At 51.8% G+C, this 24,580-nt stretch carries 31 protein-coding genes, 1 tRNA gene and 2 rRNA genes; 6 read left to right on the forward strand and 28 right to left on the reverse strand.

Annotation, left to right across the window (positions count from 1 at the left end; translation table 11 throughout):
* Nucleotides 1–28: 28 nt before the first annotated feature.
* From LQ945_RS11295 to LQ945_RS11305, 3 genes are all read right to left on the reverse strand, one after another.
* Nucleotides 29–2,938 (reverse strand): 23S ribosomal RNA (locus LQ945_RS11295).
* A 245-nt stretch (nt 2,939–3,183) separates the two neighbouring features.
* A tRNA-Glu gene (locus LQ945_RS11300) sits at nt 3,184–3,259 on the reverse strand.
* A 141-nt stretch (nt 3,260–3,400) separates the two neighbouring features.
* Nucleotides 3,401–4,943 (reverse strand): 16S ribosomal RNA (locus tag LQ945_RS11305).
* Together the 16S and 23S rRNA genes with 1 tRNA gene alongside form the textbook arrangement of a ribosomal RNA operon.
* Before the next feature lie 537 nt (nt 4,944–5,480).
* On the opposite strand from LQ945_RS11305, the gene LQ945_RS11310 reads away from it, so the two are divergent.
* Nucleotides 5,481–6,023, forward strand: a complete 543-nt coding sequence (locus LQ945_RS11310) for a gamma carbonic anhydrase family protein (RefSeq protein ID WP_262242696.1) — start codon at nt 5,481–5,483, stop codon at nt 6,021–6,023.
* A 37-nt stretch (nt 6,024–6,060) separates the two neighbouring features.
* Here LQ945_RS11310 and aroE read toward each other — a convergent pair whose 3' ends face one another.
* Genes aroE through dprA form a run of 5 tightly spaced genes read right to left on the reverse strand, consistent with a single transcriptional unit; the run spans nt 6,061 to nt 9,605 of the window.
* The gene (aroE, locus tag LQ945_RS11315; protein WP_269936292.1) at nt 6,061–6,879 is read right to left on the reverse strand and encodes a shikimate dehydrogenase; all 819 of its coding nucleotides are present in this window, start codon (nt 6,877–6,879) and stop codon (nt 6,061–6,063) included.
* 11 nt (nt 6,880–6,890) lie between these two features.
* The gene (gene tsaC, locus LQ945_RS11320) at nt 6,891–7,460 is read right to left on the reverse strand and encodes an L-threonylcarbamoyladenylate synthase type 1 TsaC (protein ID WP_270102896.1); all 570 of its coding nucleotides are present in this window, start codon (nt 7,458–7,460) and stop codon (nt 6,891–6,893) included.
* A 7-nt stretch (nt 7,461–7,467) separates the two neighbouring features.
* Nucleotides 7,468–8,013, reverse strand: a complete 546-nt coding sequence (locus LQ945_RS11325) for a type I DNA topoisomerase (protein WP_020837220.1) — start codon at nt 8,011–8,013, stop codon at nt 7,468–7,470.
* A 25-nt stretch (nt 8,014–8,038) separates the two neighbouring features.
* The gene (gene smg, locus LQ945_RS11330) at nt 8,039–8,512 is read right to left on the reverse strand and encodes a DUF494 family protein Smg (RefSeq protein ID WP_012147203.1); all 474 of its coding nucleotides are present in this window, start codon (nt 8,510–8,512) and stop codon (nt 8,039–8,041) included.
* The gene (gene dprA, locus LQ945_RS11335; protein WP_270102897.1) at nt 8,484–9,605 is read right to left on the reverse strand and encodes a DNA-protecting protein DprA; all 1,122 of its coding nucleotides are present in this window, start codon (nt 9,603–9,605) and stop codon (nt 8,484–8,486) included. The genes smg and dprA overlap by 29 nt, the downstream gene beginning before the upstream one ends.
* Nucleotides 9,606–9,738: 133 nt before the next feature.
* Between dprA and def the strand changes: the two genes are divergently transcribed.
* The 5 genes from def (at nt 9,739) to mscL (ending at nt 14,588) form a co-directional block, all read left to right on the forward strand.
* Entirely contained in the window at nt 9,739–10,248 is a 510-nt protein-coding gene (def, locus tag LQ945_RS11340; RefSeq protein ID WP_020837223.1) for a peptide deformylase, read from the forward strand.
* 17 nt (nt 10,249–10,265) lie between these two features.
* Nucleotides 10,266–11,210, forward strand: coding sequence for a methionyl-tRNA formyltransferase (gene fmt, locus LQ945_RS11345; RefSeq protein ID WP_269936294.1), 945 nt, complete (start codon nt 10,266–10,268; stop codon nt 11,208–11,210).
* 73 nt (nt 11,211–11,283) lie between these two features.
* Nucleotides 11,284–12,573 (forward strand): 16S rRNA (cytosine(967)-C(5))-methyltransferase RsmB, encoded by a 1,290-nt coding sequence (gene rsmB, locus LQ945_RS11350; protein ID WP_270102898.1) that lies wholly within the window; start codon nt 11,284–11,286, stop codon nt 12,571–12,573.
* A gap of 77 nt (nt 12,574–12,650) precedes the next feature.
* Nucleotides 12,651–14,027, forward strand: coding sequence for a Trk system potassium transporter TrkA (gene trkA / locus LQ945_RS11355; RefSeq protein WP_020837226.1), 1,377 nt, complete (start codon nt 12,651–12,653; stop codon nt 14,025–14,027).
* Nucleotides 14,028–14,171: 144 nt separating this feature from the next.
* Nucleotides 14,172–14,588, forward strand: coding sequence for a large-conductance mechanosensitive channel protein MscL (mscL, locus tag LQ945_RS11360; protein ID WP_182825656.1), 417 nt, complete (start codon nt 14,172–14,174; stop codon nt 14,586–14,588).
* 57 nt (nt 14,589–14,645) lie between these two features.
* Here mscL and LQ945_RS11365 read toward each other — a convergent pair whose 3' ends face one another.
* The 20 genes from LQ945_RS11365 to rplN all read right to left on the reverse strand — a co-directional run bounded on the left by LQ945_RS11365 (nt 14,646) and on the right by rplN (nt 24,425).
* Nucleotides 14,646–14,852: an alternative ribosome-rescue factor A gene (locus LQ945_RS11365; RefSeq protein ID WP_269936296.1), complete on the reverse strand. Its 207-nt coding sequence runs from the start codon at nt 14,850–14,852 to the stop codon at nt 14,646–14,648.
* Nucleotides 14,853–14,936: 84 nt separating this feature from the next.
* Nucleotides 14,937–15,368, reverse strand: a complete 432-nt coding sequence (zntR, locus tag LQ945_RS11370) for a Zn(2+)-responsive transcriptional regulator (protein WP_262242569.1) — start codon at nt 15,366–15,368, stop codon at nt 14,937–14,939.
* Nucleotides 15,368–15,742, reverse strand: coding sequence for a DUF1992 domain-containing protein (locus LQ945_RS11375; protein ID WP_262242570.1), 375 nt, complete (start codon nt 15,740–15,742; stop codon nt 15,368–15,370). The genes zntR and LQ945_RS11375 overlap by 1 nt, the downstream gene beginning before the upstream one ends.
* Before the next feature lie 147 nt (nt 15,743–15,889).
* Nucleotides 15,890–16,279, reverse strand: a complete 390-nt coding sequence (rplQ, locus tag LQ945_RS11380) for a 50S ribosomal protein L17 (RefSeq protein WP_004929726.1) — start codon at nt 16,277–16,279, stop codon at nt 15,890–15,892.
* Nucleotides 16,280–16,319: 40 nt separating this feature from the next.
* Nucleotides 16,320–17,309, reverse strand: coding sequence for a DNA-directed RNA polymerase subunit alpha (locus LQ945_RS11385; RefSeq protein WP_002919219.1), 990 nt, complete (start codon nt 17,307–17,309; stop codon nt 16,320–16,322).
* Between the two features lie 25 nt (nt 17,310–17,334).
* Nucleotides 17,335–17,955 carry a 30S ribosomal protein S4 gene (rpsD, locus tag LQ945_RS11390; protein WP_004951125.1) on the reverse strand — a complete coding sequence of 207 codons (621 nt, stop codon included), beginning with the start codon at nt 17,953–17,955 and terminating at the stop codon, nt 17,335–17,337.
* A gap of 30 nt (nt 17,956–17,985) precedes the next feature.
* Entirely contained in the window at nt 17,986–18,375 is a 390-nt protein-coding gene (rpsK, locus tag LQ945_RS11395) for a 30S ribosomal protein S11 (RefSeq protein ID WP_004951128.1), read from the reverse strand.
* A 16-nt stretch (nt 18,376–18,391) separates the two neighbouring features.
* On the reverse strand, nt 18,392–18,748 hold the full coding sequence (gene rpsM, locus LQ945_RS11400) for a 30S ribosomal protein S13 (protein WP_012147213.1): 357 nt from the start codon (nt 18,746–18,748) through the stop codon (nt 18,392–18,394).
* Nucleotides 18,749–18,894: 146 nt separating this feature from the next.
* On the reverse strand, nt 18,895–19,011 hold the full coding sequence (gene rpmJ / locus LQ945_RS11405; RefSeq protein ID WP_002227352.1) for a 50S ribosomal protein L36: 117 nt from the start codon (nt 19,009–19,011) through the stop codon (nt 18,895–18,897).
* Nucleotides 19,012–19,044: 33 nt separating this feature from the next.
* Nucleotides 19,045–20,376 carry a preprotein translocase subunit SecY gene (gene secY / locus LQ945_RS11410; RefSeq protein WP_004929740.1) on the reverse strand — a complete coding sequence of 444 codons (1,332 nt, stop codon included), beginning with the start codon at nt 20,374–20,376 and terminating at the stop codon, nt 19,045–19,047.
* A gap of 7 nt (nt 20,377–20,383) precedes the next feature.
* Nucleotides 20,384–20,818 carry a 50S ribosomal protein L15 gene (gene rplO / locus LQ945_RS11415; protein WP_020837232.1) on the reverse strand — a complete coding sequence of 145 codons (435 nt, stop codon included), beginning with the start codon at nt 20,816–20,818 and terminating at the stop codon, nt 20,384–20,386.
* A 3-nt stretch (nt 20,819–20,821) separates the two neighbouring features.
* Complete coding sequence (gene rpmD / locus LQ945_RS11420; RefSeq protein WP_002213339.1) at nt 20,822–21,001, reverse strand: 50S ribosomal protein L30; 180 nt, start codon at nt 20,999–21,001, stop codon at nt 20,822–20,824.
* A gap of 2 nt (nt 21,002–21,003) precedes the next feature.
* Complete coding sequence (rpsE, locus tag LQ945_RS11425) at nt 21,004–21,507, reverse strand: 30S ribosomal protein S5 (RefSeq protein ID WP_262242571.1); 504 nt, start codon at nt 21,505–21,507, stop codon at nt 21,004–21,006.
* Nucleotides 21,508–21,521: 14 nt separating this feature from the next.
* A complete protein-coding gene (rplR, locus tag LQ945_RS11430; RefSeq protein WP_037425856.1) occupies nt 21,522–21,875 on the reverse strand; it encodes a 50S ribosomal protein L18 in 354 nt (117 codons plus the stop codon).
* 9 nt (nt 21,876–21,884) lie between these two features.
* Nucleotides 21,885–22,418 carry a 50S ribosomal protein L6 gene (gene rplF / locus LQ945_RS11435; protein WP_012147217.1) on the reverse strand — a complete coding sequence of 178 codons (534 nt, stop codon included), beginning with the start codon at nt 22,416–22,418 and terminating at the stop codon, nt 21,885–21,887.
* Nucleotides 22,419–22,432: 14 nt separating this feature from the next.
* Entirely contained in the window at nt 22,433–22,825 is a 393-nt protein-coding gene (gene rpsH / locus LQ945_RS11440) for a 30S ribosomal protein S8 (RefSeq protein WP_004951149.1), read from the reverse strand.
* Between the two features lie 30 nt (nt 22,826–22,855).
* Nucleotides 22,856–23,161 (reverse strand): 30S ribosomal protein S14, encoded by a 306-nt coding sequence (gene rpsN, locus LQ945_RS11445; protein ID WP_012147218.1) that lies wholly within the window; start codon nt 23,159–23,161, stop codon nt 22,856–22,858.
* 13 nt (nt 23,162–23,174) lie between these two features.
* The gene (gene rplE / locus LQ945_RS11450; RefSeq protein WP_004951155.1) at nt 23,175–23,714 is read right to left on the reverse strand and encodes a 50S ribosomal protein L5; all 540 of its coding nucleotides are present in this window, start codon (nt 23,712–23,714) and stop codon (nt 23,175–23,177) included.
* Between the two features lie 14 nt (nt 23,715–23,728).
* The gene (gene rplX, locus LQ945_RS11455) at nt 23,729–24,043 is read right to left on the reverse strand and encodes a 50S ribosomal protein L24 (RefSeq protein WP_004951158.1); all 315 of its coding nucleotides are present in this window, start codon (nt 24,041–24,043) and stop codon (nt 23,729–23,731) included.
* Between the two features lie 10 nt (nt 24,044–24,053).
* Nucleotides 24,054–24,425, reverse strand: coding sequence for a 50S ribosomal protein L14 (gene rplN / locus LQ945_RS11460; RefSeq protein ID WP_004951161.1), 372 nt, complete (start codon nt 24,423–24,425; stop codon nt 24,054–24,056).
* Nucleotides 24,426–24,580: the final 155 nt, after the last annotated feature.

Genomic DNA, 24,580 nt, shown 5'->3' on the forward strand with positions numbered 1-24,580 from the left:
TGTCTCTCTAAAACACCTTTGGTGTTGTAAGGTTAAGCCTCACGGATCATTAGTACTGGTTAGCTCAATGCATCGCTGCACTTACACACCCAGCCTATCAACGTCTTAGTCTTAAACGTTCCTTCAGGGGCCTTAAAGGCCCAGGGAAGACTCATCTCGAGGCAAGTTTCGCGCTTAGATGCTTTCAGCGCTTATCTTTTCCGCACTTAGCTACCGGGCAGTGCCATTGGCATGACAACCCGAACACCAGTGGTGCGTTCACTCCGGTCCTCTCGTACTAGGAGCAACCCCTCTCAATCTTCCAACGCCCACGGCAGATAGGGACCGAACTGTCTCACGACGTTCTAAACCCAGCTCGCGTACCACTTTAAATGGCGAACAGCCATACCCTTGGGACCTACTTCAGCCCCAGGATGTGATGAGCCGACATCGAGGTGCCAAACACCGCCGTCGATATGAACTCTTGGGCGGTATCAGCCTGTTATCCCCGGAGTACCTTTTATCCGTTGAGCGATGGCCCTTCCATTCAGAACCACCGGATCACTAAGACCTACTTTCGTACCTGCTCGAGCCGTCACTCTCGCAGTCAAGCTAGCTTATGCCTTTGCACTAACCTCACGATGTCCGACCGTGATTAGCTAACCTTCGTGCTCCTCCGTTACTCTTTGGGAGGAGACCGCCCCAGTCAAACTACCCACCAGACACTGTCCTCACCCCGGATTACGGGGCCGAGTTAGAACATCAAACATTAAAGGGTGGTATTTCAAGGTTGGCTCCACGCAGACTGGCGTCCACGCTTCAAAGCCTCCCACCTATCCTACACATCAAGGCTCAATGTTCAGTGTCAAGCTATAGTAAAGGTTCACGGGGTCTTTCCGTCTTGCCGCGGGTACACTGCATCTTCACAGCGAGTTCAATTTCACTGAGTCTCGGGTGGAGACAGCCTGGCCATCATTACGCCATTCGTGCAGGTCGGAACTTACCCGACAAGGAATTTCGCTACCTTAGGACCGTTATAGTTACGGCCGCCGTTTACTGGGGCTTCGATCAAGAGCTTCGCCTTGCGGCTGACCCCATCAATTAACCTTCCAGCACCGGGCAGGCGTCACACCGTATACGTCCACTTTCGTGTTTGCACAGTGCTGTGTTTTTATTAAACAGTTGCAGCCAGCTGGTATCTGCGACTGGCTTCAGCTCCGAGAGCAAGTCTCTTCACCTACGCGCCAGCGTGCCTTCTCCCGAAGTTACGGCACCATTTTGCCTAGTTCCTTCACCCGAGTTCTCTCAAGCGCCTTGGTATTCTCTACCTGACCACCTGTGTCGGTTTGGGGTACGATTCTGTGTTACCTGATGCTTAGAGGCTTTTCCTGGAAGCTTGGCATCAACTACTTCTGCACCGTAGTGCATCGTCATCACGCCTCAGGGTTGAATAAGCAACCGGATTTACCAGGTCACTCCCCCTACACGCTTAAACCGGGACAACCGTCGCCCGGCTAGCCTAGCCTTCTCCGTCCCCCCTTCGCAGTAACACCGAGTACAGGAATATTAACCTGTTTCCCATCGACTACGCCTTTCGGCCTCGCCTTAGGGGTCGACTCACCCTGCCCCGATTAACGTTGGACAGGAACCCTTGGTCTTCCGGCGAGCGGGTTTTTCACCCGCTTTATCGTTACTTATGTCAGCATTCGCACTTCTGATACCTCCAGCAACCCTCACAGGTCACCTTCAACGGCTTACAGAACGCTCCCCTACCCAACAACGCCTAAGCGTCGCTGCCGCAGCTTCGGTGCATGGTTTAGCCCCGTTACATCTTCCGCGCAGGCCGACTCGACCAGTGAGCTATTACGCTTTCTTTAAATGATGGCTGCTTCTAAGCCAACATCCTGGCTGTCTATGCCTTCCCACATCGTTTCCCACTTAACCATGACTTTGGGACCTTAGCTGGCGGTCTGGGTTGTTTCCCTCTTCACGACGGACGTTAGCACCCGCCGTGTGTCTCCCGTGATAACATTCTTCGGTATTCGGAGTTTGCATCGGTTTGGTAAGCCGGGATGGCCCCCTAGCCGAAACAGTGCTCTACCCCCGAAGATGAGTTCACGAGGCGCTACCTAAATAGCTTTCGGGGAGAACCAGCTATCTCCCGGTTTGATTGGCCTTTCACCCCCAGCCACAAGTCATCCGCTAATTTTTCAACATTAGTCGGTTCGGTCCTCCAGTTAGTGTTACCCAACCTTCAACCTGCCCATGGCTAGATCACCGGGTTTCGGGTCTATACCTTGCAACTATTCGCCCAGTTAAGACTCGGTTTCCCTACGGCTCCCCTATACGGTTAACCTTGCTACAAAATATAAGTCGCTGACCCATTATACAAAAGGTACGCAGTCACCCAACAAAGTAGGCTCCCACTGCTTGTACGTACACGGTTTCAGGTTCTATTTCACTCCCCTCGCCGGGGTTCTTTTCGCCTTTCCCTCACGGTACTGGTTCACTATCGGTCAGTCAGGAGTATTTAGCCTTGGAGGATGGTCCCCCCATATTCAGACAGGATGTCACGTGTCCCGCCCTACTCATCGAACTCACAATTAATGCATTTTAGTGTACGGGACTATCACCCTTTACTGTGCGACTTTCCAGACGCTTCCACTAACACAAGAACTGATTCAGGTTCTGGGCTCCTCCCCGTTCGCTCGCCGCTACTGGGGGAATCTCGGTTGATTTCTTTTCCTCGGGGTACTTAGATGTTTCAGTTCCCCCGGTTCGCCTCATACGACTATGTATTCATCGTATGATAGTGCAACGAATTGCACTGGGTTTCCCCATTCGGGTATCGCCGGTTATAACGGTTCATATCACCTTACCGACGCTTATCGCAGATTAGCACGCCCTTCATCGCCTCTGACTGCCTAGGCATCCACCGTGTACGCTTAGTCACTTAACCTCACAACCCGAAGGTGTTTCTGTAAACAGAGAACACTGTCGTGCTGTTTATTTGAGAGACTCTATGACAGGTTAATCCTTACCCCAATAGTTCTACGGAGGGATAAGTTTCAGCTGTCATGTTTCAATTTTCAGCTTGTTCCAGATTGTTAAAGAGCAATATCTTAAACACGACTCGCAAGAGTCATCTTTAAGATGTTTTCGGTTATTGCTAACCGGTGATAATGTCTTTCACTCATTATCGGATGGCGTCCCCAAGGGGATTCGAACCCCTGTTACAGCCGTGAAAGGGCAGTGTCCTAGGCCTCTAGACGATGGGGACACAAAATCCGATTAAACCAGGGTTTAACCGTTTCTCGTATCAGCATGAGTCAGTGACTCATTACATCAACAGGTAGCGCTTTGCTCGTTACTTTTCATCAGACAATCTGTGTGAGCACTACACGCAATCAATATCATTAGGTAAGGAGGTGATCCAACCGCAGGTTCCCCTACGGTTACCTTGTTACGACTTCACCCCAGTCATGAATCACAAAGTGGTAAGCGCCCTCCCGAAGGTTAAGCTACCTACTTCTTTTGCAACCCACTCCCATGGTGTGACGGGCGGTGTGTACAAGGCCCGGGAACGTATTCACCGTAGCATTCTGATCTACGATTACTAGCGATTCCGACTTCACGGAGTCGAGTTGCAGACTCCGATCCGGACTACGACGTACTTTATGAGGTCCGCTTGCTCTCGCGAGTTCGCTTCTCTTTGTATACGCCATTGTAGCACGTGTGTAGCCCTACTCGTAAGGGCCATGATGACTTGACGTCATCCCCACCTTCCTCCGGTTTATCACCGGCAGTCTCCTTTGAGTTCCCACCATGACGTGCTGGCAACAAAGGATAAGGGTTGCGCTCGTTGCGGGACTTAACCCAACATTTCACAACACGAGCTGACGACAGCCATGCAGCACCTGTCTCAGAGTTCCCGAAGGCACTAAGCTATCTCTAGCGAATTCTCTGGATGTCAAGAGTAGGTAAGGTTCTTCGCGTTGCATCGAATTAAACCACATGCTCCACCGCTTGTGCGGGCCCCCGTCAATTCATTTGAGTTTTAACCTTGCGGCCGTACTCCCCAGGCGGTCGACTTAACGCGTTAGCTCCGGAAGCCACGCCTCAAGGGCACAACCTCCAAGTCGACATCGTTTACAGCGTGGACTACCAGGGTATCTAATCCTGTTTGCTCCCCACGCTTTCGCACCTGAGCGTCAGTCTTTGTCCAGGGGGCCGCCTTCGCCACCGGTATTCCTCCAGATCTCTACGCATTTCACCGCTACACCTGGAATTCTACCCCCCTCTACAAGACTCTAGCTTGCCAGTTTCAAATGCAGTTCCCACGTTAAGCGCGGGGATTTCACATCTGACTTAACAAACCGCCTGCGTGCGCTTTACGCCCAGTAATTCCGATTAACGCTTGCACCCTCCGTATTACCGCGGCTGCTGGCACGGAGTTAGCCGGTGCTTCTTCTGCGAGTAACGTCAATGCACAGTGCTATTAACACTGAACCCTTCCTCCTCGCTGAAAGTGCTTTACAACCCGAAGGCCTTCTTCACACACGCGGCATGGCTGCATCAGGCTTGCGCCCATTGTGCAATATTCCCCACTGCTGCCTCCCGTAGGAGTCTGGACCGTGTCTCAGTTCCAGTGTGGCTGGTCATCCTCTCAGACCAGCTAGGGATCGTCGCCTAGGTGAGCCATTACCCCACCTACTAGCTAATCCCATCTGGGCACATCTGATGGCATGAGGCCCGAAGGTCCCCCACTTTGGTCCGAAGACGTTATGCGGTATTAGCTACCGTTTCCAGTAGTTATCCCCCTCCATCAGGCAGTTTCCCAGACATTACTCACCCGTCCGCCGCTCGTCACCCGGAGAGCAAGCTCTCCTGTGCTACCGCTCGACTTGCATGTGTTAGGCCTGCCGCCAGCGTTCAATCTGAGCCATGATCAAACTCTTCAATTAAAAGCTTGATTTGCTTCAACTCGTGAAGCGATGCTCGAAAATTAACTTTCGTAATAATCAGACCGTTGACGAATCAACCGACTGACTTATTGCTTGGTCACTCTTCAAGACTTGATATTTTTTCGAACCCGAAGGTTCTGGATATCGTCTTGTGGAGTGCCCACACAGATTGTCTGATAAATTGTTAAAGAGCAGTGAGTTAGCCGCCGTAGCTTGCTATCTCGAGGTGGCGTATAATACGCTTTCCTCTTTCAGAGTCAACCCCTAAATTTCAGGATTTTTTCTCTTCGAACCCCGGAGACTCTGTGAAGTTGTTCACATGTTCCGTGTCGATGGAGGCGCATTATAGGGATCCGAGTTTTTTGCACAACCCCTTTTTTGATCTTTTCTTTCCGTTTGCACACTTTTCAGCCCTTTCGGGCGGATCTTGCGCGATCAGCGCCATTTTCCTTAGGATCCGTCGCTTCAGTTGGTTGTAATTCCACCGCCAACGTCTAGTATTGCCGGTAAATATGATCCCGACGTGAGGCTATTACCATGTCCGATGCAGTGCGTTCTTATCTTCATTACTCTCCAAAACTGGGTCAACGCGTAATGATCGATCCTTCCAGCGTGGTGATCGGCAACGTTGAGCTGGCCGATGACGTCAGTATCTGGCCGCTGGTTGCCATCCGCGGCGATGTCAACGCGGTAAAGATCGGCCCGCGCAGTAATATTCAGGATGGCAGCGTGCTGCACGTGACCCATAAGTCCGAACATAACCCCGAAGGTTACCCGTTGCTGATCGGGGAAGACGTGACCGTAGGCCACAAAGCCATGCTGCACGGCTGCGCCATAGGCAACCGGGTGCTGGTAGGGATGGGATCGATCCTGTTGGATGGTGCAGTAATAGAAGATGATGTGATGATTGGCGCCGGCAGCCTGGTGGCTCCGGGTAAACGTCTGGCGAGCGGTTATCTTTATATGGGGAGTCCGGCTCGTCAGGTTAGGCCATTGACTGCCGCTGAGTTGGAGGGGCTGCTTTACTCTTCTACTAACTATGTACGTTGGAAAGACGAATATTTGTCAGAAGACATCTGACAAGCGCCCGTTCCCTGACGAGAGAACGGGCACTAGGTTATGCCGCCAACTCGTGGCGCAGTTGGCGCAGTACTGGTTCTATCTCCGGCATCACACCATGCCACAACAGGAACGCATGCGCGGCCTGTCCCACCAGCATCCCTAACCCGTCGGCATATTCTGTGGCACCCTGTTGCCGCGCCCAGGTCAGAAACGGCGTTAATCCCTGCTGATAAAACATGTCATAGCAGCGCGTATGGTTATTAATAATGCCAACCGGCAATGCCGGGATCTCGCCGCTAATGCCGGACGCCGTAGCGTTGACCACTAAATCGAACCCTTGTTGATCGAGTTGATCCAGAGGCAAGGCGCTGATGTCACCGAGGTGTTGAAAACTTTCTGCCAGCATTTGTGCTCGACTGAAAGTACGGTTGGTGATCGTCACCTCACAACCAAAAGACAGCAGAGGCAAGATCACACCCCGTGCTGCGCCCCCTGCCCCCACCAGCAAAATGCGATCCTTTGGTGTGATCAGCCCTTGGCGATCCAGATCGGTCAGCAGGCCGATCCCGTCCGTATTGTCACCCAGCAACCCTCCGTCCGGCAGCACCTTTAGCGTATTGACCGCACCGGCCAGCGAGGCACGCTCGCTCAATTCAGACGCCGCCTCGTAGGCATGCTCTTTAAAAGGTACCGTGACGTTCGCTCCCTGGCCACCTGCCTGAATGAACGCTTGCAGCGCCTTTTCGAAACCGTCCAGCGGCGCCAACACCGTACCATAGGGATGTTCTATGCCGGTTTGAGCGGCAAACAACGCATGAATGCGCGGTGACTTACTGTGGCTAATAGGGTTACCGAATACCGCAAACTTCTCCATTCACATTACCTCTAGCCTTGACGGATCTGTTCGCCGGTCAGGGCATCTCTGATTTCTGAAGGATTAAGGCGGCCGCCGACGCTGCCTGCTAGCACCGGGAAAGCAGCGCCAAACTGCTGCTGTACCTCATCGGCGCTGCGGCAGGGCTCTTGTCCGCTGAGGTTAGCGCTGGTCGAGACCAGTGGTTTCCCGAACCCTCGGCAAAGCTGCTGAACCAGTGGATGATCGCTGACGCGTACCGCCAGAGAGGTGAAACGACCGGTCAACAAGCGCGATGTTTCCGCTCGGGCAGGTATGACCCAGGTAACCGGACCAGGCCAACTGGCAAAAATGGCTTCTCGCTGCCGTTCGCTCAGCGCACTGTCATCTATATAAGGCGCTAGCTGCTCATAGTCGGCGGCGATCAGGATCAGCCCTTTTTCCCAGGGGCGCTGTTTGAGGGCCAGCAGCGTATTTACCGCTTGTTCACTGTCGGGATCGCACCCCAAACCAAATACGGCTTCGGTGGGATAAGCGATCACTTGCTGACGATGCAGCGCGTCAAGAATGGGTGTAAAGAGGGAAGTGGTATCTGAGTTCATGGCGTCATTATTCTGTGGTTGCTACGGGTTTGCCGCAAAGCTTACTGGCACAGCAAAGGACTGGACCTTTTGCCGAACGCTTTTCCATCAGCAACGGGTAGTGGCAGTACTCGCACTCACCGGCGACGGGTTTAAAATTGAGGACAAACTGACATTCAGGGTAGCGATCGCAGGCGTGGAAAACCTTGCCATAGCGCGATTTACGCTGCAGCAGTTTGCCCTGGCCACACTGCGGGCAGCTGATACTGGTTTCGTCCGGTTTATCGATGACCTCGGTGTGATCGCACTCCGGATAGTTGCTGCAACCGATAAACATACCGTAACGGCCCTGGCGCAATGCCAGCGTCGCCTGGCATTTTGGGCATTCCTGCCCGTCCAACATCTTGACGATATGCCCATCGGCTTGCGCTTTTAGCGGTCGAATATGTTGGCACTCAGGATAACGGGAACAGCCGAGAAAAGGGCCGTGGCGACCACTGCGGATCACCAATTCGGCCCCACATTCCGGACAGGGTTCATTTTGCCTGGCGGCAAAAATCGCGGCTTTTGTCATAACTTCTTCTATATATGTTATCGGCTCAGTGCAGATAACCTTCGTTTACTTCGAATAACAGTTCTTCCATTTGCTGATAGGCGCTTTCATATCCAGGGATATTAAACAACACCATCAGCACCACCCATTTCAGATCTTCGAGATCGAATTCCGTATTATCCAAAGCCATAACACGATCGATAACCATTTCACGGGTTTCGAGGTTCAATACCTGAATCTGCTCCAGGAACAGGAGGAAACCACGGCAACTGGCATCCAAACGCACGCCTTCCTCTTCGGTGTAAATCCGCATGGCCAGCGGATCGGCATCCATAAAATACGGCGCATTTTCGCCTTCCTGCAGGTCGGCAAGTTTTTCAAGCCAATTCAACGCGTTGTAGATATCGTCCCGATGAAACCCCGCCTGAGCGAGATCATCGGTCAGTTGATCCTGATCGACGCGCATCTCTGGTTCATTGTGGATATAAGTTTCAAACAAGTACATCAGTACGTCGAACATGGCCTGCCCTCCTTATTCGGACATAGCCGCCGGGTACAGCTGCGATCCACCCTGCTAACTCCAGATCGAGCAACTTGATTACTACCTCTGGCACAGGTTGGCCGGCACGTTCAGCGACGACGTCAACAGGTGTCACCTCATCTCCTACGTTAGCCAACACATCGGCAAATGGCAATTCAACTTCGGCTTCTGACGCACAAATAGTTGTAATTTCGTTCAACGACAGCCAATGCAGGCCGCTTCCCAGCTGTTCAGCGATCTCTTTCGGCCCGGTAACCAGGTAAGCACCTTGTTGGATCAACCAGTGTGTCCCCTCACTCATCGGGTTACCCAGCGCACCGGGTAAAGCGAAAACCTCACGCCCCTGATCCAGCGCACATCGCGCAGTAATCAGCGTTCCGCTACGCAGAGAGGCTTCAATCACCACTACCCCCAGACTTAGCCCACTGATGATGCGGTTACGGCGAGGAAAATGGTCTGGCATCGGCAAATCGGTGACCAAATATTCTGAGAGCAAAGCCCCGCCGCTATCAGCGATCTCTTCAGCCAGGCGGCGATGTCGGCGCGGATAGATATTGGCCAGGCCACTCCCCAGAACGGCAACCGTATGTCCTTCCGCCGCAAGTGCTGCGCGATGGCAGATGCTATCAATGCCAAGGGCCAACCCGCTGGTGACGGTAAACCCGCAGTGCACCAGACCGGTGGCAAAGTAATTGCCCCAGTGCTCACCGTAGTGGCTAAACTGGCGGCTGCCGACCATGGCGATTTGCGGCTGCTGCACCGCTTCCGGGTTGCCTTTGACCAGCAGCAGCAAGGGGGCATCGTCGATATGAAGCAACCGCTCTGGATAGCCGCTCTCACCGTAGATCCACAGAAAATGGCCGGGCTGTTCCAGCCAGGCAAGCGTGGCGGCCAGATAACGTGGATCCGCCTGGCGAAACTGCGCCTGCTGCCGGGCGTTCAGTCCCAGTTCATGCAGCAGGCGGGAAGGTTCTCCGCCGGCCCAGACCAACTGCCGTATTATCTGGCTGGCCTGCAGCGCGCCAAGCCCAGTGACCCCACGCATCCGTAAGCCAATTTCCTGTGCCTGCATCGCCTGTTCCCTCGCAAAAAATGGTGGTATTACCAATTCGAGCAATTGGTGCGCAATGCTGTCAATCAGGCCGGGAAATGTCTAGAATAGAAGCTAAACCTCGTTTATCACTCGGATACAGATCTCAAGATATATGTCAGTATTGCAGGTATTACATTACCCAGACGACCGGCTGCGCAAAGTTGCGGCCCCGGTAAAAGAAGTCAATGCGAATATCCAGCGCATCGTGGATGATATGTTTGAAACCATGTACGCAGAGGAAGGCATTGGCCTGGCTGCGACACAGGTGGATATCCATCAGCGCATTATCGTCATTGACGTTTCTGAAAACCGCGATCAGCGCCTGGTGCTGATCAACCCGGAGCTGCTGGAAAAAAGCGGCGAAACCGGGATCGAGGAAGGTTGCCTTTCCATTCCTGAGCAGCGTGCTTTAGTTCCGCGCGCCGCTAACGTGAAAATCAGAGCGCTGGATCGCGACGGCAAGCCTTTTGAGCTGGAAGCCGACGATCTGCTGGCCATCTGTATCCAGCACGAGATGGATCATCTGGTTGGCAAACTGTTCGTCGATTACCTGTCGCCACTCAAGCGCCAGCGTATCCGCCAGAAACTGGAAAAACTGGCCAAGTTTAACGCACGCGCCTAACCGATCAGGAAATAAACGTGTCTGACTCTTTACGGATTATTTTCGCCGGAACTCCAGACTTCGCAGCGCGTCACCTTGACGCGCTGTTGTCATCTGGGCACCAGATTGTCGGGGTTTTCACCCAGCCTGACCGCCCGGCCGGCCGCGGTAATAAACTGACGCCAAGCCCGGTCAAGGTTTTGGCCGAACAGCATCAGTTACCGGTATTTCAGCCAAAATCACTGCGCCCGGAAGAAAACCAGCACCTGGTGGCCGATCTAAACGCCGATGTGATGGTCGTTGTGGCTTATGGTCTGATCCTGCCAAAAGCGGTGCTGGATATGCCGCGACTCGGCTGCATCAACGTTCACGGTTCCCTGTTGCCACGCTGGCGCGGCGCGGCGCCGATCCAACGTTCACTCTGGGCCGGCGATAGCGAAACTGGCGTCACCATCATGCAGATGGACGTGGGTCTGGACACCGGCGATATGATGTACAAAATCGCCTGCCCGATTGAAGCCGATGACACCAGTGCCAGCCTGTATGACAAACTGGCGCAGCTCGGCCCGCAGGGTATGTTGACCACGCTGCAGCAAATGGCTGAAGGTTCGGCCAAACGTGAAGTGCAAGATGAATCGCTGGTCACCTACGCGGAGAAGTTGAGCAAAGAAGAAGCTCGCCTCGACTGGAGCCTGCCAGCCGTGCAGCTGGAACGCTGCATCCGCGCCTTTAACCCGTGGCCGGTCAGCTATTTCACCATTGACGATCAGCCGGTAAAAGTGTGGCAAGCCACGGTGTTGGAACAAAACGCCAACGCGGAACCCGGCACCATCGTTCATGCCGACAAACACGGCATTCAGGTGGCTACCGTCGAAGGTATCCTTAACCTGACTCAGCTGCAGCCCGCGGGCAAAAAACCCATGTCGGCACAGGATCTGCTGAACTCACGTCGTGAATGGTTTACACCGGGTAACCGGTTATAAGCCGCCCTCACTGCCCGGCCGATAATCGCCGGGCTGTTTCTTTCTTAATGCCGATCGCTACCCGCTTTAGCCTATGAAAAACAACTACAATCTCCGAAGCATCGCAGCCAAAGCCATCGGCCAGGTGCTGGATCAGGGCCAGTCTCTCAGTACTGTCTTACCGCCACTGCAAAAATCCATTTCTGACAAAGACCGCGCTCTGCTGCAGGAGTTATGCTTCGGCACCCTGCGCGTGCTGCCACAGTTGGAATGGTGTATTCAGCAATTGATGGCCAAGCCAATGACCGGCAAACAGCGCACGCTGCACTATCTGCTGATGGTCGGCCTGTACCAACTTCTGTATACCCGCATCCCTGCTCATGCAGTGCTGGCAGAAACGGTAGAAGGCGCCGTCGCGCTGAAACGGCCGCAGCTTAAAGGGCTGATCAACGGCGTATTGCGCCAGTTCCAACGACAGCAGGAAGAATTGCTGCAACGCGCCGCCAATAATGACAGCCGCTATCTGCATCCAAGCTGGCTTTTGAAGCGTATCCAGCAAGCCTACCCCGCGCAGTGGGAACAAATCGTCGATGCCAATAATCAGAAACCACCGATGTGGCTGCGTGTCAGCCGACTTCATCACACCCGTGAAGATTATTTGCAGCTGATGGCGCAGGCGGGTATTGCCGCCGAACCCCATACCGAATATCGCGATGCAATACGCCTGCTGGCGCCATGCGCCGTTACCGACCTGCCGGGGTTTGCCGACGGCTGGGTTACCGTGCAGGATGCTTCTGCCCAGGGCTGCGTCGATCTCCTGGATCCACAGGATGGAGAACAGATCCTCGATCTGTGTGCGGCTCCCGGTGGTAAAACTACCCATATTCTGGAAGCTGCACCCAAAGCTCATGTGATGGCGGTCGATATCGATGAACAACGTCTGAGCCGGGTCAAAGAAAACCTGCACCGCCTGCGTTTGCACGCCGAAGTGAAGCAAGGTGATGGTCGCACACCGCAAGACTGGTGTGGCGATAAGCAGTTCGACCGCATTTTGCTGGATGCTCCATGCTCCGCCACCGGTGTGATCCGCCGCCATCCGGACATCAAATGGTTGCGTCGTGACAGTGATATCGCTGAGCTGGCCGCGCTACAGGCCGAGATTATCGAAGCCATTTGGCCACGACTCAAAAAGGGCGGCGTGATGGTATACGCTACCTGCTCAATTTTGCCGGCAGAGAACGCTGAGCAGATTACCGCCTTCCTCCAGCGCCATCCAGAAGCCCGTCTGGTTGAAACCGGCGATGAACAGCAGCCTGGCCGACAGAATCTTCCCCATCCAGAGGATGGAGATGGCTTCTTTTACGCTAAGCTGATTAAAATGTAGCTATTCAGTACTCAGGGCGCGGCTGTTGCGCCCTTTCAGAAAACCTTCAGCGGTTTCAGTGTGAAGCAGAGAAGCGAATGAAAATAATTATTCTTGGTGCCGGTCAGGTTGGTGGAACACTGGCGGAAAACCTGGTGGGTGAAAACAACGACATTACCGTCGTGGATACCGACTCTGGCCGTCTGCGCCAGTTGCAGGATAAGTTCGACCTGCGGGTTGTTCAGGGCTATGGCTCCCATCCTCGCGTGCTGCGAGAAGCAGGCGCAGAAGATGCCGATATGCTGGTTGCGGTCACTAACTCTGACGAAACCAACATGATCGCCTGTCAAATCGCTTACTCTCTGTTTAATACGCCGAACCGAATCGCCCGTATCCGCGCGCCTGAATATATCCGCGAATCAGAGAAACTGTTTCAGCCTGAAGCGGTGCCCATCGACCACTTGATCTCGCCTGAACAGCTGGTTATCGATTACATCTATAAATTAATTGAATACCCTGGTGCATTGCAGGTGGTGAACTTTGCAGAAGGCAAAGTCAGCATCGCTGCGGTAAAAGCCTATTATGGTGGCCCGCTAGTGGGCAATGCCCTGTCTTCCATGCGCGAGCATATGCCGCATATCGATACCCGGGTTGCCGCTATATTCCGTCAGGATCGGCCGATTCGCCCACAGGGCTCCACCATTATCGAAGCCGGTGACGAGGTGTTCTTTGTTGCCGCTTCACAGCATATCCGTGCAGTAATGAGTGAGCTGCAACGGCTGGAAAAACCTTATAAACGCATCATGATTGTCGGCGGCGGTAACGTTGGTGCAGGCCTGGCACAGCGGCTGGAGAAATCCTACAACGTGAAGCTGATCGAACGTAACCAGCAACGCGCCACGGAGCTAGCCGAACAGCTACATGACACCATCGTGTTCTATGGCGATGCCTCTGACCAGGAGTTGTTGGCAGAAGAACATGTTGATCAGGTGGATGTTTTTATCGCCATTACCAATGATGATGAAGCGAACATTATGTCGGCCATGCTAGCCAAACGCATGGGCGCCAAAAAGGTGATGGTGCTGATTCAGCGCCGTGCCTATGTTGATCTGGTACAGGGCAGCGTCATCGACATTGCCATTTCCCCTCAGCAAGCCACAATCTCAGCATTGCTGGGCCACGTACGTAAAGCAGATATCGTCAGCGTTTCATCGTTGCGGCGCGGCGTGGCAGAAGCTATCGAAGCCATTGCGCACGGTGACGAAAGCACGTCAAAAGTGGTTGGCCGCATCGTTGAAGATATTAAATTGCCACCTGGCACCACCATCGGCGCCATTGTGCGCGGCGATGACGTAATTATTGCCAATGGCAGCAGCAAAATCGAACAGGGCGATCACGTCATTATGTTTATAACCGATAAAAAGTTCGTTCCTGACGTTGAACGTTTGTTCCAGCCAAGCCCATTCTTCCTGTAGAACGAATTAATTGTCCCATGGTCTATAATCAGGTTGATATTCGTTGCCGTGGGTAAGAAGAGATAAAAACTTTTCTCTGCTTATTGTGGCAAAGGGAAATTGCTTTGTTAAACTTGTGTTATTAATTTCTTTGAGGGGTGTTCTATGAGTATGTTGAAAGAGTTCCGCGAATTTGCCATGCGTGGCAACGTGGTCGATCTGGCCGTCGGTGTGATTATCGGTGCTGCCTTCGGTAAAATCGTATCTTCATTCGTTGCCGATATCATCATGCCACCGCTGGGTTTACTGATTGGCGGTGTAGATTTCAAGCAGTTCCACCTGGTATTACGGGAAGCTCAGGGTGCGGTTCCAGCCGTCGTGATGAACTATGGTTCTTTCATTCAGACTGTTTTTGATTTCGTTATTGTCGCCTTCGCTATCTTCCTGGCCATTAAATTAATGAACAGAATGCGTCGCAAGCAGGCGGAAGAGCCGGCAGCCCCTCCGGCACCGACTGCGGAAGAGAAACTGCTGACTGAAATTCGCGATTTACTGAGCCATCAGCAGCAACCAAAACTGTAAATCAGTTAATCCTGCGCTAATAAAAAGCCATCTTAACCAGATGGCTTTTTTAATGCCTTAAAACCAGAAGGCCAGTGGTAAATTATCGTTTGATAGTTTGCCACTGGCCTCACAGTTACCGCCTTTTGCGTGTTTGTCTTTACGCCGGTAGCTGCCTTTCCCTTTGGTATTTTTCTCTACTCTTTGGCGGAACAGCGGATCATGCAACAGTGCCTCAATGGCATTGTCCTGGATTTTACCTTTGGTATGTCGGTATTGGGTCATGGTAATTCACCTTATTTGTCTATGGTTATAAAACGAGAAGATAATACTGCCAGCAGTATAAAAATTAAAGGGCCGGCAAGCTTGTCAGGTGCCTTTTTTCACTTTTTCATCGCTGGCGCCCTGTTCCAGCGCTTCCAGAATCGAACAATAATTGCTAGTATGCGCGCTTCCACAACAGGCATCACTAAGGCGCTTTAGCGACTCACGCATCCGCGTTAATTCCTTAAGCTTGTTCTCCACTTCGCTCAGACGCGCATCAACGATCGACTTCGATTCCTGGCAGGTATGATGCTCAGGATCCACACGGATAGACAGCAGTTCGGCAATGGTTTCCAACGTAAAACCTAGCTGTTTGGCATAACGGATAAAACGTAACCGCTGCAGGTCCTGGTCGCTGTACAAGCGATACCCGCCTTCGGTACGAATGTTATGATCCATCATTCCCTGCTTTTCATAGTAGCGCACGGTATCCGGCGTTACGTCGGCAAGTTTTGCCAGTTGCCCAATCTTAAACATCACTCATCCTCCGGTGAAAATTTGCCGCCCAATGCTCTCTGATATTCGCCGTGTAAAAAATCGGTGCTCATTCCAGCCTGACGAAGACGGTGCTCCAACAGGGCCATTCGCTTGCCAAGTTCGGCATAGTCTGGATGTTCGCTATCAATTCCCTGCAACAAACGGGCAATACTTAAAGCCTCTTTACGATCTTCGAGCTCGGCAGGTAGATAGCCGGCATTTTTTAGCAGGCGAAAACCTGTTCGCAATTCTGCGGGCACGGCACTATCATCATCCAACTCCAGTGGCTGTCCCTGGCCGGGCAAGTTATCCAACTCACCTTTCGCCTGCGCATCAAGAATATGGCGCTCCGCCCACTGATCAAGTAGCCACATAACATACTCTCTCAACTGACCTGATGAATAGCGTTAGCATAGCGGATAGGAAGGGGGATCTTAAGCCGGGCGGGGAAAGAACGCACGTTTGGCTGATTATGGACGTAAAAAAACCGGGCAAGCCCGGTTTTTTTACGCGTCCACAGATTACTCTGCAGTTGCTACTTCTGCTTGAGACTCAGCACGATCAACCAGCTCGATGTATGCCATCGGCGCGTTGTCGCCTGCGCGGAAGCCACACTTCAGAATGCGAGTGTAACCACCGGCACGGCTCGCGAAACGCGGGCCCAGCTCGTTAAACAGTTTTGCCACGATCTCGTTATCACGAGTACGGGCGAATGCCAGACGACGATTAGCTACGCTGTCGGTCTTGGCAAGAGTAATCAGCGGCTCAACAACGCGACGCAGCTCTTTCGCTTTTGGCAAGGTCGTCTTGATGATCTCATGACGAACCAAAGAGCCGGCCATGTTACGGAACATAGCCTGGCGATGGCTGCTGTTACGGTTCAGTTGACGACCACTCTTACGATGGCGCATGACCTTATCCTTCTCAGTAAAACCTTAACCTGTGATCCGGTTACTCGTCAGCAATGCTTGCCGGTGGCCAATTTTCCAGGCGCATGCCCAGAGAAAGTCCACGGGAGGCCAGCACGTCTTTAATCTCAGTAAGAGATTTTTTACCCAGGTTCGGCGTTTTCAGCAACTCAACCTCGGTACGCTGTACCAGATCACCGATGTAGTGGATAGCTTCTGCCTTGAGGCAGTTAGCAGAGCGGACAGTCAATTCCAGATCGTCAACAGGGCGCAGCAGGATCGGATCGAACTCTGGTTTTTCTTCTTTAACTTCCGGTTGACGTACATCACGCAAGTCAACGAAGGCTTCAAGTTGTTCGGCCAGGATGGTTGCCGCACGGCGGATCGCCTCTTCAGGATCGATCGTGCCATTGGTTTCCATTTCGATTACCAGCTTGTCCAGGTCAGTACGCTGTTCTACACGCGCTGCTTCAACATTGTAGGCAATACGCTCTACAGGGCTATAGCATGCGTCAACCAACAGACGACCGATCGGGCGCTCATCTTCTTCCGAATGAATTCGGGCAGAAGCCGGCACATAACCACGACCACGTTGAACTTTGATACGCATGCTGATAGCAGCGTTTTCATCGGTCAGGTGGCAGATCACGTGCTGAGGCTTGACGATTTCGACATCACCATCATGGGTAATGTCGGCAGCGGTCACAGGGCCAATGCCAGATTTATTCAGGGTAAGAATAACTTCATCTTTGCCTTGAACTCTCACCGCCAGCCCTTTCAGGTTGAGCAGGATCTCCAGGATATCTTCCTGTACGCCTTCTTTGGTGCTGTACTCGTGCAGTACACCATCAATCTCAACCTCGGTCACCGCGCAACCCGGCATAGATGAAAGCAGAATACGGCGCAGTGCGTTGCCAAGAGTATGGCCAAAGCCACGCTCTAAAGGCTCAAGGGTCACCTTGGCGTGCGTCGAACTGACTTGCTCGATATCTACCAGGCGCGGTTTTAGAAACTCTGTCACAGAACCCTGCATTGTGTCCTCTCTTTGGTACTAAGCCTTACTTGGAGTAAAGCTCGACGATCAGGTGTTCGTTAATGTCCGCAGACAGATCGGTACGTTCAGGCATACGCTTGAACACGCCTTCCATCTTAGCAGCATCAACTTCAAGCCAAGTCGGCTTTTCACGCTGCTCAGCCAGCTCCAGAGAAGCTTTAACACGAGATTGCTTTTTAGCTTTCTCGCGGATGCTGACTACGTCATTCGGAGATACCTGATAAGAAGCGATGTTAACAACGCGACCATTTACCATAATTGCTTTGTGGCTAACCAACTGACGTGACTCTGCACGAGTAGCGCCGAAGCCCATACGGTAAACAACGTTGTCCAGACGACCTTCCAGCAGTTGCAACAGGTTTGCACCGGTGTTGCCCTTCAGGCGTGCTGCTTCTTTGTAATAGTTACGGAATTGACGCTCCAGAACACCGTACATACGGCGAACTTTTTGCTTCTCACGTAACTGTACACCATAGTCAGACAGACGCGGTTTACGCGCACCGTGTTGACCAGGCGGTTGCTCAATTTTACACTTGGTATCGATCGCGCGAACGCCAGACTTCAGGAACAAGTCTGTGCCCTCACGGCGGCTAAGCTTGAGCTTAGGACCCAAATATCTTGCCATTTTCTTTCTCCAACTAACCTAAAAGCAGCGTTATACGCGACGCTTTTTCGGCGGACGACAACCGTTGTGAGGGATAGGAGTCACATCAGTAATGTTAGTGATGCGGAAACCTGCGGCGTTCAGTGCACGAATAGTTGATTCGCGACCCGGACCCGGTCCCTTAACCATAACTTCCAGGTTCTTGATACCGTATTCTTTTACTGCGTCAGCACAACGCTCGGCTGCAACCTGAGCTGCAAACGGAGTTGACTTACGAGAACCACGGAAACCAGAACCACCGGCAGTTGCCCAACCCAATGCATTACCCTGACGATCGGTAATAGTTACAATGGTGTTGTTGAAAGAAGCATGGACATGAGCCACGCCGTCAGAGACTTGCTTTCTTACACGCTTACGTGTACGAACAGGTGCCTTTGCCATTATTCAATCACCCTGATTATTTCTTGATCGGTTTACGCGGACCCTTACGGGTACGTGCGTTGGTCTTCGTACGCTGACCGCGAACTGGCAGACCACGACGATGACGCAAACCACGGTATGTACCAAGATCCATCAGACGCTTGATGCTCAGGGTAACTTCACGACGCAAATCACCTTCTACAGTGAATTTGGCGACTGCTTCACGCAGCTGTTCAATTTGCTCTTCAGACAGCTCACTGATCTTAACATGTTCAGCAATACCCGTAGACGCACAGATAGACTGTGAGCGGGTTTTACCGATTCCGAAGATCGACGTTAAGGCGATTACGGTATGTTTATGATCAGGAATGTTAATGCCTGCTATACGGGCCACTATGCACTCCTACTATTTTATACGGCAACACCATTCTGAAAAGCCCGTTTTCAGGATACTCAAATAATGTTGCAGCTACATACAAAAGATTGGCTGGCTAATCTAGCCAGCTCAACCCAACTTTGCAAGAAAAATATGCGAGATAATCAGCCTTGACGCTGTTTATGCTTCGGCTCGGCGCTGCAAATCACACGAACGACACCGTTACGCTTAACGATTTTGCAGTTACGACATAATTTCTTGACGGAAGCACGAACTTTCATTTTTACTCTCCGTAACTTCTCAAACGCACCTGATTAGCGGTTATAGCCTTTCAGGTTTGCTTTCTTCAATGCAGACTCGTACTGACTTGACATCATCAGAGTTTGCACTTGAGCCATAAAGTCCATGATGACGACAACCACGATCAGTAGCGAGGTACCACCAAAGTAGAATGGTACTTTCATTGCATCACGCATGAACTCCGGGATCAGGCAGATGAAAGTAATGTACATCGCGCCCACCAGGGTTAAACGCGTCATTACTTTATCGATGTACTTCGCCGTTTGCTCTCCCGGACGAATTCCTGGTACGAAGGCACCGGACTTCTTCAGGTTATCTGCTGTCTCACGCGGGTTGAAAACCAACGCCGTGTAAAAGAAACAGAAGAAGATGATTGCAGACGCATAGAGTAACACATAAAGCGGTTGCCCTGGCTGCAAATACAGCGAAATCGTTGTCAGCCAGTTCCAACCGGTACCGCCCCCAAACCATGATGCAATCGTGGCCGGGAACAGAATAATGCTGGAAGCGAAGATTGCCGGGATTACCCCTGCCATGTTCACTTTCAACGGTAAGTGTGTGCTCTGTGCTGCATAAACACGACGACCTTGTTGACGCTTCGCATAGTTAACGACAATACGACGTTGACCACGCTCGATGAAAACAACGAAGAAGGTTACTGCAAACACTAATACTGCAACCAACAGCAACAGGAGGAAGTGCAGGTCGCCTTGCCGGGCTTGCTCAATAGTATGTGCCACTGCCGGCGGAAGTCCCGCTACAATACCTGCGAAGATAATGATCGAGATACCGTTGCCGATACCGCGCTCAGTAATCTGCTCGCCCAGCCACATCAGGAACATTGTCCCGGTCACCAGACTCACTACAGCAGTAAAGTAGAATGCAAAGCCTGGGTTTAACACCAGACCCTGCATACCAGGCATATTCGGCAGACCGGTAGCAATACCGATCGACTGGAATATGGCCAACACCAGCGTACCGTAGCGGGTGTACTGGCTAATCTTGCGACGGCCAGCCTCCCCTTCTTTCTTAATTTCTGCTAGCGCTGGATGAACCACCGTTAACAGCTGGATAATGATCGATGCCGAAATATACGGCATGATCCCCAGGGCAAAGATAGAAGCACGGCTGAGGGCACCACCAGAGAACATGTTAAACATTTCAATGATAGTGCCTCTCTGCTGCTCAAGCAATTTGGCAAGCACAGTGGCATCGATACCAGGAATCGGAATAAAAGAGCCGATACGGAAGACAATCAGCGCGCCGATGACAAACAAAAGTCTGCGCTTCAGCTCGCCGAGCCCGCCTTTAGCACTTTGAAAATCTAATCCTGGTTGCTTAGCCATCTGCTACTTATTCCTCAATTTTACCGCCAGCAGCTTCGATAGCAGCACGAGCGCCTTTGGTGACACGCAGACCACGCAGGGTAACCGGACGAGCGATTTCGCCAGAAAGCATAACTTTCGCGAATTCGATCTGGGTACCAACAACGTTAGCGGCTTTCAGCGTGTTCAGGTCGATTACGTCGCCTTCAACAAGAGCCAGTTCAGACAGACGAACTTCTGCCGTGATCATAGCTTTGCGAGAGGTGAAGCCGAATTTCGGCAAACGACGATATAAAGGCATCTGACCACCTTCAAAACCACGACGTACGCCACCGCCAGAACGTGAGTTCTGACCTTTGTGACCACGACCAGCGGTTTTACCCAGGCCAGAACCAATACCACGACCTACACGCTTAGGCGCATGCTTGGCACCTTCAGCCGGAGACAGAGTATTTAAACGCATCTGTTACTCCTCAACCTTAACCATGTAGGAAACCAAGTTGACCATACCACGTACAGCAGGAGTATCCTCACGCTCTACAGTATGACCAATACGACGCAGACCTAAACCGATCAGGGTTGCCTTATGCTTTGGCAAACGGCCGATGCTGCTTTTTGTTTGAGTTACTTTAATAGTCTTTGCCATGGTTATTTCCCTAGAATTTCTTCGACGGACTTACCACGCTTAGCAGCGACCATTTCTGGGGATTTCATATCTTCCAAAGCAGCAATAGTTGCACGAACCACGTTGATCGGGTTAGTAGAACCATATGCTTTAGCTAATACGTTATGAACCCCTGCAACTTCCAGGACGGCGCGCATTGCACCACCGGCGATGATACCGGTACCTTCGGAAGCTGGTTGCATGAACACACGAGAACCCGTATGAGCACCTTTAACAGGGTGCTGCAGAGTACCGCCATTCAAAGCAACATTAATCATAGCGCGACGGGCTTTTTCCATCGCTTTCTGGATCGCTGCCGGAACTTCGCGTGCTTTGCCGTAGCCAAAACCAACGCGACCGTTACCATCACCAACTACTGTCAGTGCGGTAAAGCTGAAAATACGGCCACCTTTTACGGTTTTAGATACGCGGTTTACCGCGATCAGCTTTTCCTGCAGTTCGCCAGCTTGTTTTTCGATGTGAGCCATCTTAAACCTCTTCCTTAGAACTGAAGGCCAGCTTCACGGGCAGCATCTGCCAGTGCCTGGACTCGACCATGATATTGGAAACCGGAACGGTCGAAGGAAACTTTAGAGATCCCTTTTTCCAACGCGCGCTCAGCCAGTGCTTTACCTACGGCTGCTGCTGCGTCTTTGTTACCGGAATACTTCAATTGCTCTGTGATAGCTTTTTCTACAGTAGAAGCGGCTACCAGTACTTCAGAACCATTTGGAGCAATTACCTGTGCGTAAATGTGACGCGGGGTACGATGTACCACCAGGCGGGTTGCACCCAGTTCTTTGATCTTACGGCGTGCGCGGGTCGCACGACGGATACGAGCAGATTTCTTATCCATAGTGTTACCTTACTTCTTCTTAGCCTCTTTGGTACGCACGACTTCGTCGGCGTAACGGACACCCTTGCCTTTGTAAGGCTCAGGACGGCGGTAGGCACGCAGATCTGCAGCAACCTGGCCAATAACTTGTTTATCAGCGCCTTTCAGCACGATTTCAGTTTGGCTTGGGCATTCAGCAGTAATACCTGCTGGCAGCTGGTGATCGACCGGGTGAGAGAAGCCTAAGGCTAAATTCACCACGTTGCCTTTAACAGCAGCACGATAACCAACACCTACCAGTTGAAGCTTCTTGGTGAAGCCTTCGGTAACACCAACTACCATTGCGTTCAGCAGAGCGCGCGTAGTACCCGCTTGGGCCCAGGCGTTAGCAAAACCTTCGCGCGGGGCGAAAGTCAGTGCGTTAGCTTCTTGCTTCACTTCAACGGCGTTGTGGACAGTACGAGTCAGCTCGCCGTTCTTACCCTTAATCGAAATAACCTGACCGTTGAGTTTTACCTCTACGCCGGCAGGAATGACGACGGGTGCTTTTGCAACACGAGACATTCTTTCCTCCCGAATTAAGCTACGTAGCAGATAATCTCGCCACCAAGACCTGCTTGGCGAGCTGCACGATCGGTCATAACACCTTTAGAGGTAGAAATAACAGCAATACCCAAACCAGCCATAACTTTTGGCAGTGCATCTTTTTTCTTGTAGATGCGCAGACCTGGACGGCTGATTCGCTGAATGCTTTCTACCACTGCCTTGCCCTGGAAGTACTTCAGTACCAGTTCCAGTACAGGCTTGGTGTCGCCTTCGATTTTGAAATCTTCAATAAAACCTTCTTCCTTCAGCAGGTTGGCAATTGCCACTTTCAGCTTGGAGGAAGGCATGGTGACCGCAACTTTGTTCGCGGCTTGACCGTTACGGATACGGGTCAGCATATCCGCGATCGGATCTTGCATGCTCATCTGTCTTTACTCCCGTGATTCAATTGGTAATTACCAGCTAGCCTTTTTCAAGCCTGGTACTTCACCGCGCATAGCGGCTTCACGTAACTTGATACGGCTCAACCCGAATTTGCCCACATAACCATGTGGACGGCCAGTTTGGCGGCAGCGTTTACGCTGACGAGACGGGCTGGAATCACGCGGCAGAGTTTGCAGCTTGAGAACAGCATCCCAACGATCTTCGTCGGAAGAGTTCACACCAGAAATGATAGCTTTCAGTTCCTCGCGTTTAGCGCGGTACTTTTCAGCCAGTTTCACGCGAACGACTTCGCGTGCTTTCATTGATTGCTTAGCCATCAGTAACCCTGCCTTACTTACGGAACGGGAAGTTAAAAGCAGCCAACAGCGCGCGGCCTTCATCATCAGATTTCGCAGTAGTGGTAATGGTAATATCCAAACCACGAACGCGGTCGACTTTGTCGTAGTCGATTTCTGGGAAGATGATTTGCTCACGCACACCCATGCTGTAGTTACCACGGCCATCGAATGACTTAGCGGACAAGCCACGGAAGTCACGGATACGTGGAACAGCAATGGAAATCAGTCGCTCAAAGAACTCCCACATGCGTTCGCCACGCAGAGTTACTTTACAGCCGATCGGATAGCCCTGGCGGATTTTGAAGCCTGCAACAGATTTGCGTGCTTTGGTGATGAACGGCTTTTGACCGGAGATTGCTGCCAGATCAGCTGCTGCATTATCCAGCAGTTTCTTGTCAGCGATCGCTTCACCAACACCCATATTCAGGGTGATCTTCTCGACCCGAGGGACTTGCATGACAGAGTTGTAATCAAACTGAGACATCAGTTGTTTGACTACCTCGTCTTTGTAGTAATCATGCAGTTTCGCCATCGTATTACTCCAAATTACTTGATAGTTTCGCTGTTAGATTTGAAGAAACGGACTTTTTTCCCGTCTTCGAATCTAAAGCCTACACGGTCAGCCTTACCGGTAGCCGCGTTGAAGAGAGCAATGTTAGAAACCTGAATTGCAGCTTCTTTTTCAACAATGCCACCTGGTTGGTTCAGGGCCGGAACCGGCTTCTGATGTTTCTTAACCAGGTTGATACCTTCAACAATGACCTTACCAGCAGACAGGACATTTTTTACTTTACCGCGTTTACCTTTGTCTTTCCCGGTAAGCACGATAATTTCGTCATCACGACGGATTTTCGCTGCCATGTTTCGCTCCTTAGAGTACTTCTGGTGCCAGAGAGATAATTTTCATGAACTTCTCATTACGCAGTTCACGAGTTACCGGCCCAAAAATACGCGTACCGATAGGTTGCTCGCTGTTATTATTTAAAATAACGCATGCATTACCATCGAAGCGAATGACAGAACCGTCCGGGCGACGTACACCCTTCTTGGTGCGCACCACTACCGCCTTCAGCACATCGCCTTTCTTCACCTTACCGCGAGGAATTGCTTCCTTGATGGTAATTTTGATGACATCGCCAATGCCTGCGTAGCGACGGTGCGAGCCACCTAGAACCTTGATACACATTACGCGACGTGCACCGGAGTTGTCGGCCACGGTCAGCATAGTCTGTTCTTGGATCATGTTAGTGCTCCGCTAATGTCAACTACAACTTTAGGACCTATTACTAGATCGTTGAAAAGCCCCATAACTGAGGGCGCAGCATTATAACACCGCTTCCAGAGTATGGGTAGAAAAAATAAACGGCTCATTTTCTGAGCCGTTTATAAGTTAGAGCC

Source organism: Serratia liquefaciens, from assembly GCF_027594825.1.
GTDB classification, from domain to species: domain Bacteria; phylum Pseudomonadota; class Gammaproteobacteria; order Enterobacterales; family Enterobacteriaceae; genus Serratia; species Serratia liquefaciens_A.